The sequence below is a fragment of the Mesorhizobium sp. M7A.F.Ca.CA.001.08.2.1 genome (assembly GCF_003998455.1).
Lineage (GTDB): Bacteria > Pseudomonadota > Alphaproteobacteria > Rhizobiales > Rhizobiaceae > Mesorhizobium > Mesorhizobium ciceri.
Genome location: NZ_RZPW01000226.1, coordinates 1 through 8,358 on the forward strand (window position 1 = coordinate 1; position 8,358 = coordinate 8,358).

Here is an 8,358-nt window from a genome sequence, read left to right on the forward strand (position 1 = left end):
GGCCCGGACCGCTACCGTCCGCCACGCCCATGTCCGGCTGCCCGCCGCCGCCTGGGGCGAGAAGGATGGCACCGTCACCAATTCCGAACGCCGTGTGTCGCGCCAGCGCGCGTTTTTGCGCGTGCCCGGAGATGCGCTGCCTGACTGGCGGATTATTGCCGAGGTGGGCAAACGGATGGGGTTTGGTGAGGCGTTTTCCTACGCGTCGCCGGCGGAGGTGTTTGCCGAGCATGCCGCGCTGTCGGGTTTCGAGAATGATGGTGCGCGGGATTTCGACATCGGGGCTTATGCCGGGGTTGATGCGGAGGGATATGAGGCGCTTGAGCCGTTCCAATGGCCAGCGCCGAGCCAAGGCGCCCCCCTCTGGCCTGCCGGCGATCTCCCCCTCAAGGGGGGAGATCGGCTGTCATGGCCGTCCTCGCCAATTCACAACGTCGCAAAGCGAAAGCAGTCGGCGAAGCTGCCAATCTCCCCCCTTGAGGGGGAGATGGCCGGCAGGCCAGAGGGGGGCGCTCAAGCTGGAGGTTGGCCAGAAGGGGTCGGCACGACTGGGCTCCAGGCTCGCTTCTTCGCCAACGGCAACTTCTTCACACCCGACCGCAAGGCGCGCTTCATCGCCATCCGTCCCACCACGGAAATCCGCACCAGCCCCGATTATCCGCTGATCCTCAACACCGGCCGCATCCGCGACCATTGGCACACCATGACGCGGACGGGGAAAAGCCCGCGGCTTTCGCAGCACATCGCCGAGCCCTTCGTCGAAATCCACCCGGCGGATGCGCAGCGCTTCGGCATCGGTGACGCCGACATAGCGCGCGTTTCCAGCCCGCGCGGTGATGTGCTGGTGCGCGCGCTGGTGACGGCGCGCCAGCGCCAGGGCAGCCTGTTTGCGCCGATGCACTGGACCGATCAGTTCTCGGCAAAGGGCCGGCTCGACACGCTGACCGCGCCGCTGACCGATCCCATTTCCGGTCAGCCGGCGCTGAAACATGTCGCCGCCCGTATCGAGAAATTCGCGGCCAAGGCCTTCGGCTTCGCGGTGACGCGGCGCAGGCCTGAGCCCGATACCGCGGCCTACTGGGCCGTGGCCAAATGCAAGGGCGGCTGGCGGGTCGAGCTTGCCTTTGCCGAAGACGACATCGACTGGGCCGGCTTTGCCGGATCACTGTTCGGCGCGCCAGTGGGCGCCGAAATCCTCGCCTATCATGACCGCGACGCCGGCCAGCATCGCATCGCCGCCTTCGACGGCGACCAACTGTCCGGGGCCTTGTTCGTCGCGCCCGGCCCGGTCGCCGTGTCGCGCGGCTGGGCGGCGGAACAGTTGAGTGTCGATCATGTCGACCGGCGCGACAGGCTGGCGATCGTGGCCGGGCGGCCGGGCGGGGTCGACGTCGATCGCGGCGCCATCGTCTGCTCCTGTTTCGGCGTCGGCGCCAACCAGATCGCGGAAGCGGTACGCCGCGGCTGCGGCAGTGTCGCGGCAATCGGCACGGCCCTGCATGCCGGCACGAATTGCGGCTCCTGCCGTGCCGAGATCAGGGTCATCATCGACGCACAGAGCCTCCAGGCGGCCGAGTGATTGTCATGACCAAAGGGGCCTGCGCGACGGTGCTGGTTGGGCTATGGTGGCTCAGGCGTGCTACGTCGCGCACGAATCATCCTCAGTCAGGGTCATCCAATGGCAAATCCTCCGCGCCGACCGACAAATCCGATGGCGGCCGCCGAGGCGGCTTTCAAGCCGGTGAAGAAGCCGGCTGCCCCGGTCCGAGAGCCCACGGCCGCTCCAGGCGTCAGGGAGCTTGTTTCGATCCGAATCGACCGCGCCGTGCTGGACCATTTCCAGGAGGATGGACCCGGCTGGCAGGACCGCATCAACGACGCCTTGCGGCGTGTGATAGAAGGCAAGCCGATCGTTACCGGGGGTGATCGTTCAGACGACGAGTAGCGGCTGTTCCAGCCGGCTCACGCTTCGAAGTGCAGGATGTAGAGCTTCCGCGTCTTCTCGTGGATCGTCCATTCGCCTTTCCAGCCTTTCGGCAGCACCAGCATTTCGCCCGGACCAACGTCCTCGCTGCGGCCATCGGGACCATGCAGCGAGACCCGGCCTGACACGATGTGGCAGGTTTCGGAATTGGTCTCGCGCGAGGCCGTGAAGCGGCCCGGCGTGCACTCCCAGACGCCGACTTCCAGTGCGCCATCCGGCGAGGTCCACAGCGTCGTCGAGGCTTCGAACTGATCGCCGCTGATCGAGGTCGGCTTGGGCTCAGCCTCGCCGAGGTCGATGGAGGCGAGGTGGGCGAAGGTCTGGAAGTCGGTCATGGTAGTCTCTCAATGTCCTGTGATGCGGTCGGCGATCGCGGCCAGTTTCGACGTGTGCTGGAGGCCGGCTTCCTCGCGCTCATCGGCAACGCGATAGAGCTGATACATCGAGTGGACGCCGAGCCAGCGCATTGGCTCGGGTTCCCATTTGCTGACCTTTCGGTTGACCCAGGGCAGGCGGGTCAATTCGGTGTCGCGGCGCAGGATGAGATCGCGCAGCGTTCGGCCTGAAAGGTTGGAACTCGAGACGCCGAGCCCGACATAGCCGCCGGCCCAGCCGATGCCGGTTTGCGGATCGAGCCCTGCCGTCGTGCACCAGTCGCGCGGCACGCCCAGCACGCCGCACCAGGCGTGGTCGATGCGAAGCTTCGCAGTCTGCGGCAGCAGCCGTGTGAGGATCGCGTGCAGGCTTTCGATCGTGGCCTGCTGCGTTTGGCCGCGCACATCCGTTTGCGAGCCGTAACGATAGGGTACGCCGCGTCCGCCCATGGTGATGCGGCCTTCCCTGGTGCGCTGCGCATAGCAATAGGCGTGCGCGGAGTCGCCCAGAAGCTCATGGCCCTCCCAGCCGATCTCGTCCCACAGTGATTGCGGCAGCGGCTCGGTGATGATCTGCGCGCTGTTGAGCGGCAGCCAGAGCCGTTCATTGCCTGGTATGCCGGCCGTGAACCCTTCCGTGGCACGGATGATGATCGGCGCGCGCACGGTGCCGCGGTTCGTCGTGACCTTGCCCTTCTCGATGCCGGTCACGGTTGTCTGCTCGTAGATCGGCACACCGAGCCGCTCGACGGCTTCGGACAGGCCGCGCACCAGCTTGGCCGGCTGCACACGCGCGGTGCCGTGGTGGATATAACCGCCAAGCACATTCCTGATGTTGATGCGGGCCTTGGCCTCTGCCTGGCCGATCAGGCTGACACGCTCGCTCGGCACGCTCCAGCCGATCGCATCGGCATAGGCGGCGTTGATCCGTTCGAGCTGCGGCGGGTTGGTCGCCACCGTCAGATTGTCGACGCGGCGGATGTCGGCATCGATGCCTTCGGCTTCGGTCACCTTGATCACTTCGTCGACCGTGCCATGCATGGCCGTTTCCATGTCGATGACAGCGCCGCGCGTCGAGGTCTGCAGATATTTCTCGCGCGACCAGCTGAAGCCGCCGGACAGCCAGCCGCCATTGCGGCCCGACGCGCCGAAGCCGGCGAACTCCCGCTCGACGATGGCGATGCGGATCGATGGATCGGCCTTCTTCAGGTAATAAGCGGTCCACAGGCCGGTGTAGCCGGCGCCGACGATGCAGACATCGGCTTCGAGATCGCCCGGAAGCGGCGCGCGATAGGGCGGCAGGCCGATGTCGGCATACCAGAACGAGACGTTGCCGTTGACTTTGGCGTCCATGTCTAAAAATCCTGCGGGGAAAAGAGCGGTCAGGTCATCGTCATGTCGGCGCGGTCGTCGTCGGCAAGAAGTTTTGCATCGACGACCGACCAGCGCAGATCGACCGTGTCACCAATCGAGAACGGTGTGGCTTCCAGCGACGCGCGTACGATGGCGACCGAGCCGTCGCGCAACGTCACCTGGTATTTCGAGCCGGAGCCCAGATAGATCGCCTCGCTGACTTGACCGGTGAGGCTGTTCTGCCCGGCGGCGGGAGGCGTGTTGGTGCCGGCAAGCGAAAGCTTCTCCGGCCGCAGCAGGACCACCGGTTTGCTGCCGCTGGCGAGCTTGCCGTTGGCCACGATCTTCTGGCCGGCGATCGTCAGGCTGGTTTCGTTTCCGGACGTCAGGGCGGTGCCACGCAAACTGGTCGATTCGCCGATGAACTTGGCCACGAACAGGGTCGTCGGCTCGTCGTAGAGCTGGCGGCCGGTTCCGACCTGTTCGATGCGGCCCTGATTGAAGACGGCGATGCGGTCGGACAGGACCAGCGCTTCTTCTTGGTCGTGCGTCACATAGACGAAGGTGGTGCCGAGTTCGCGGTGGATGCGCTTGATCTCCAGCTGCAGCCATTCGCGCAGTTTCTTGTCGAGCGCGCCGAGCGGTTCGTCCATCAACAGCAGCGGCGGATCGAAGACGATGGCGCGCGCCAGCGCCACGCGCTGCTGCTGGCCGCCGGAAAGTTCGGAGGGATAGCGATGCGCGAAGTCGGCCATCTTGACCATGTCCAGCGCGCGCACGACGAGACGGTCGCGCGCCTGCTTGTCCATGCCGCGCAAGGTGAGGGGATAGGCGACGTTCTTGCCGACCGTCATATGCGGAAACAGCGCGTAGTGCTGGAAGACAACGCCGATGTTGCGCTTGTGCGCCGGCAGGGCGACGATGCTTTTGCCGCCAACGGCGAGGTCGCCGGAGGTGAGGTCGGTGAAGCCCGCCACGACGTTGAGCGTCGTGGTCTTGCCCGAGCCGCTGGGGCCGAGCAGCGTCATGAACTCGCCCGGCTCGATATGCAGGCTGACATCGTCGAGTGCGGTGAAATTGCCGTAGCGCTTGGTTGCGCCCTTGATGTCGATGGCCGCGCCGCGTTTCCTCGCAGTCATCTCAACTCCTCGTCGATTTCGAGCTGATGATCAGCCCGGCGCTGATGATCAGCGTCGTGGCAATGAAGATGATGGTTCCGACGGCCGTCACCGTCGGATCGGCGTCGCGGGTGATGCTGGTGAAGATCTGCACCGGCAAGGTCTTCAGGTAGGGACTGGTGATGAACAGCGCGACGATGATCTCATCGAAGGAGGTGACGAAGGCAAACAAAAGCCCGGACAGGATGCCGGGCGCGATCAGCGGCAAGGTCACGGTGCGGAATGTGGTGAAGCGGTTGGCGCCGAGGCTTGCCGCCGCCGTCTCCAGCCGCGCGTCGAAGACTTCGAGGCTTGCCGACACGGCGATGATGACGAAGGGGATCGCCAGCATCGTATGTGCGATGACGAAGCCGGTGGTGGTGCCGACGAGCTGGTAATCAAGGTAAACGGCATAGATGCCGATCGCCAGCACCACGCCGGGCACGATCATCGGCGTGATCAGGATGGCGCGCAGCAGGCCGGCGCCGGAATGTTTCATGCGGCTGAGGCCGAGCGACGCCAGCGTGCCGATCAGCGTGGCGGCGACGGCGACGAGGCCCGCGACCCTCAGCGAATTGAAGAAGCTCGATAGCCAATCCGGGTTGGTGAAGAAATTCGCGTACCACTGCCATGAGAAGCCGGAGGGCGGGAAGGCAAGCGACTTCTTCTCGTTGAACGACATCGGGATGATGACCAGCGTCGGCATCACCAGCCAGACGGCGACCAGCAGGCAGAACAGGCCGAGCAGAAGGCGGGATGGTGCCAGCCTCATGATCTGGACGCCTGCTTGTGGCGCTGGCGCATCAGCGGGGCGGCGAGCGCCAGAAGCACGAAGGTCGCGACCAGCAGCACGACGCCCATGGCGCCGCCGCGGCCCCAGTTGAGCAGGCTGAGCACCTGGCTCTGCACCAGCGTCGACAGCATGGTGCTGCGCGGGCCGCCGAGCAGGGCAGGCGTGATGTAGAAGCCGAGCGACAGGATGAAGACGATGATGGCGCCGGCGAAAACGCCGGGAAGCGACAGCGGCAGATAGATTTGCAGGAAGGCGCGTGCCGGGCGCGCACCAAGGCTGCGCGCCGCCTGCACGAGGCGCAGATCGATGCCGCGCATGACCGAATAGAGCGGCAGGATCATGAACGGCAGCAGCACCTGCGCCATGCCGATGACGACGCCGGTCTGCGTGCGGATCAGCTTCACGCCGTCAAAGCCGAGCAGCCTGATGACCGAATTGATGATGCCGGAATCCTGCAGCAGGATGACCCAGGCCAGGGTGCGCACCACGCCGCTGACCCAGAACGGCACCAAAACGCACAGGATGAGGACCAGCCGCAGGCGCGGTCCGACCGCCGTCATGAGATAGGCATAGGGGTAGGTGGCGATGACGCAAACGATGGTGACCCAGGCTGCGATGGAAAAGGTGCGCCACAGGACGGTGACGTTCACCGGGGTGGAAAAGAACCAGACATAGTTCTGCAAGCCCCAAGATGGGTCCGAGAAGCTGCGCAGCGTGACGGTCAGCAAGGGATAGCCCATCGCGGCGATGAGCAAAGCCAAGGCGGGCATCGCCAGCAGCGAAGGATAGGCAGCAAGGTGCGGGCGCCGCTGCGGCGCCCGCACGGCACCTGGCGGCCGAGGATGATCACCCCCGGCCGTCGGCGTATGCGATGTCTGGCTCACGCCGTCACCTTAGCGGTAGCCGGCTCAGTTGCCGGCCATCAGCGCTGTCCACTTGTCGGACGCGGCGGCGAAGTTGGCGACCCAGAACTTGATGTTCTGCTGATAGCCGAGCTTGGCGTGGTCCGGCGTGTTGGTCAGAAAGGCGGCGACGGATGCGTCGACCTTCGGCTGTGCCTCGTTGTTGATCGGCGAGTAGGAGGTCTGCTCGGTCAGGATCTCCTGCGACTTCTTGCCGAGATAGGCGTTGATCAGCGCGTAGGAAGCGTCGGTGTCCTTGGCGCCGACCGGGATGGTCAGCTGGTCCATGACGACCAGCCAGTCCTTCCACACCGGCGTGTAGGCAGCGCCGTTCTTGACCGCCGTCATGGCGCGGCCGGTCCACATGATGATCATGTCGGCCTCGCCGGATTCGGCGAGCTGCTGGGATTCTGCGCCCGTCTTCCAGAAGATCGTGTCGGGACCGATCGCCTTGATCTTGGCGATGCCCTTGTCGATGTCGGCCGGCGTCATGGCGTCGACCTTGCCGCCGTCTGCCAGGATGGCCTGTTCGATCAGGCCGCCGAGCGGGCTGCCGCTGCCGTCGATGGCGCGGGTGCCGGGAAATTTCGCGGTGTCGAAGAAGTCCTTCCAGTCCTTCGGCGGATTGTCCTTATACGTGTCGTTCTTGTACATCAGGACCATGCCGTAGTTCATCGCCGGCACGCTGCACTCGCCGACCTGTCCGGGCGGGATGTGCGAGATGTCGAGCTTGGTCAAATCCAGCTTCTGGAACAGTTTTCCGCAATGCACGAAGGGCGGAAAATCGTCCGTATCGACGACATCCCAGGTCACATTGCCTGATTCGACCTGCGCCTGGAGCTTGGCGATTTCGGTCGGCCCATCATTCAAAAGCTTGACGCCGCTCTTGTCGACGAATTCCTTGAGGGCGGCGACCTGGCCGTCCTGGTAGATGCCGCCATAGGAGACGAAGGTCAGCGTCTTTCCCTTCAGCGAGCCGTCCACCACGGTCCCGGCCGGCGGCGCGTTCTGCGCGTGAGCGGCGGCCGCAAGCAAGGCCAGTGCGGCGGCGCCGACGAACCCGGCCAATCTTGATCTGCTTCCCATTTTCTAACCCTCCGATGGCTCGCTGTTTGATTTTGGTAGGCCGGGCGCGAGCGTTTTCCGGGCTACATATTGGTCGAGGTCGACGGCGCCGCTGGTCGGCGGCGCAATGATCCACAGCACTTCGGCCACCGTATCGCCGACATTGATCGTCCGGTGGGGCGTCGAGGTCGAATATTCGATGCTATCGCCCTCTTCGAGGGTGAAGCTCTCCTCGCCGAGCGTCAGTTGCACGCGTCCGCGCAGCACGAGGAACATCTCGCTCGCGTTGCCGTGCGTGTAGGGCACGTCGCCGGTCGAGCCGCCGACGGCGAACTCGCCGCAATAGACTTCCATCTCGCGGATCGGCCGGCGCGACAGCAGCGTCTTGCGGTAGCCTTCGCTGGTCGGCAGCGCCGGCCGCTCGCTGCGTGTCAGCACCGCGTGCGGCGACACTTCGCATTCGTCGAAAAGATCGGCGAGGCTGATGCCGAGTGCATTGGCAATCAGCATCAGCGTGCTGGTGTTGGCGCCGGAAAGGCCGCGCTCGAGCTGGCTCAGGAAACTGGCGGTGGTGCCGATCATGTCGCCGAGCTGGCGCAGCGTCAGGCGCCGCGTCGTGCGATAGGCCTTGATCCGATCGCCCAATACCGTCGAGCGGCGGGCTTCGGCGCTGGTCGCGGCATTGTCGTTGAGTGCGTGATCCGCAGCGATTTTCATGGCGATCTCAGGG

9 protein-coding genes are annotated in these 8,358 nt (G+C 65.0%); 2 read left to right on the top strand and 7 right to left on the bottom strand.

Features of this window, described 5'->3' with window-relative positions:
* Both EN914_RS15400 and EN914_RS15405 read left to right on the top strand, forming a co-directional pair.
* The coding region (locus tag EN914_RS15400) for a molybdopterin dinucleotide binding domain-containing protein (protein ID WP_164778746.1) at positions 1-1,579 on the top strand (1,579 nt) is incomplete at its 5' end.
* A gap of 99 nt (positions 1,580-1,678) precedes the next feature.
* Positions 1,679-1,945, top strand: coding sequence for a BrnA antitoxin family protein (locus EN914_RS15405; protein ID WP_024503962.1), 267 nt, complete (start codon positions 1,679-1,681; stop codon positions 1,943-1,945).
* Positions 1,946-1,962: 17 nt separating this feature from the next.
* On the opposite strand, the gene EN914_RS15410 is transcribed toward EN914_RS15405, so the two are convergent.
* Genes EN914_RS15410 through EN914_RS15440 form a run of 7 tightly spaced genes read right to left on the bottom strand, consistent with a single transcriptional unit; the run spans position 1,963 to position 8,345 of the window.
* A complete protein-coding gene (locus EN914_RS15410) occupies positions 1,963-2,319 on the bottom strand; it encodes a cupin domain-containing protein (protein ID WP_024503961.1) in 357 nt (118 codons plus the stop codon).
* Between the two features lie 9 nt (positions 2,320-2,328).
* Entirely contained in the window at positions 2,329-3,711 is a 1,383-nt protein-coding gene (locus EN914_RS15415; RefSeq protein WP_024503960.1) for an FAD-binding oxidoreductase, read from the bottom strand.
* A 29-nt stretch (positions 3,712-3,740) separates the two neighbouring features.
* The gene (locus EN914_RS15420) at positions 3,741-4,850 is read right to left on the bottom strand and encodes an ABC transporter ATP-binding protein (RefSeq protein WP_024503959.1); all 1,110 of its coding nucleotides are present in this window, start codon (positions 4,848-4,850) and stop codon (positions 3,741-3,743) included.
* Position 4,851: 1 nt separating this feature from the next.
* Entirely contained in the window at positions 4,852-5,640 is a 789-nt protein-coding gene (locus EN914_RS15425) for an ABC transporter permease (protein WP_024503958.1), read from the bottom strand.
* Positions 5,637-6,545 (bottom strand): ABC transporter permease, encoded by a 909-nt coding sequence (locus EN914_RS15430; RefSeq protein ID WP_032899336.1) that lies wholly within the window; start codon positions 6,543-6,545, stop codon positions 5,637-5,639. Before EN914_RS15430 ends, EN914_RS15425 begins: the two co-directional genes overlap by 4 nt.
* Positions 6,546-6,569: 24 nt before the next feature.
* A complete protein-coding gene (locus EN914_RS15435; protein ID WP_023809407.1) occupies positions 6,570-7,649 on the bottom strand; it encodes an extracellular solute-binding protein in 1,080 nt (359 codons plus the stop codon).
* Positions 7,650-7,652: 3 nt separating this feature from the next.
* Positions 7,653-8,345, bottom strand: a complete 693-nt coding sequence (locus EN914_RS15440; protein WP_024503956.1) for a helix-turn-helix domain-containing protein — start codon at positions 8,343-8,345, stop codon at positions 7,653-7,655.
* Between the last annotated feature and the right edge of the window lie 13 nt (positions 8,346-8,358).

Bases quoted from the DNA above. Each gene is read 5' to 3' on its own strand.
- EN914_RS15405 (WP_024503962.1), top strand. From the start codon at position 1,679: ATGGCAAATCCTCCGCGCCGACCGACAAATCCGATGGCGGCCGCCGAG.
- EN914_RS15410 (WP_024503961.1), bottom strand. From the start codon at position 2,319: ATGACCGACTTCCAGACCTTCGCCCACCTCGCCTCCATCGACCTCGGC.
- EN914_RS15415 (WP_024503960.1), bottom strand. From the start codon at position 3,711: ATGGACGCCAAAGTCAACGGCAACGTCTCGTTCTGGTATGCCGACATC.
- EN914_RS15420 (WP_024503959.1), bottom strand. From the start codon at position 4,850: ATGACTGCGAGGAAACGCGGCGCGGCCATCGACATCAAGGGCGCAACC.
- EN914_RS15425 (WP_024503958.1), bottom strand. From the start codon at position 5,640: ATGAGGCTGGCACCATCCCGCCTTCTGCTCGGCCTGTTCTGCCTGCTG.
- EN914_RS15435 (WP_023809407.1), bottom strand. From the start codon at position 7,649: ATGGGAAGCAGATCAAGATTGGCCGGGTTCGTCGGCGCCGCCGCACTG.
- EN914_RS15440 (WP_024503956.1), bottom strand. From the start codon at position 8,345: ATGAAAATCGCTGCGGATCACGCACTCAACGACAATGCCGCGACCAGC.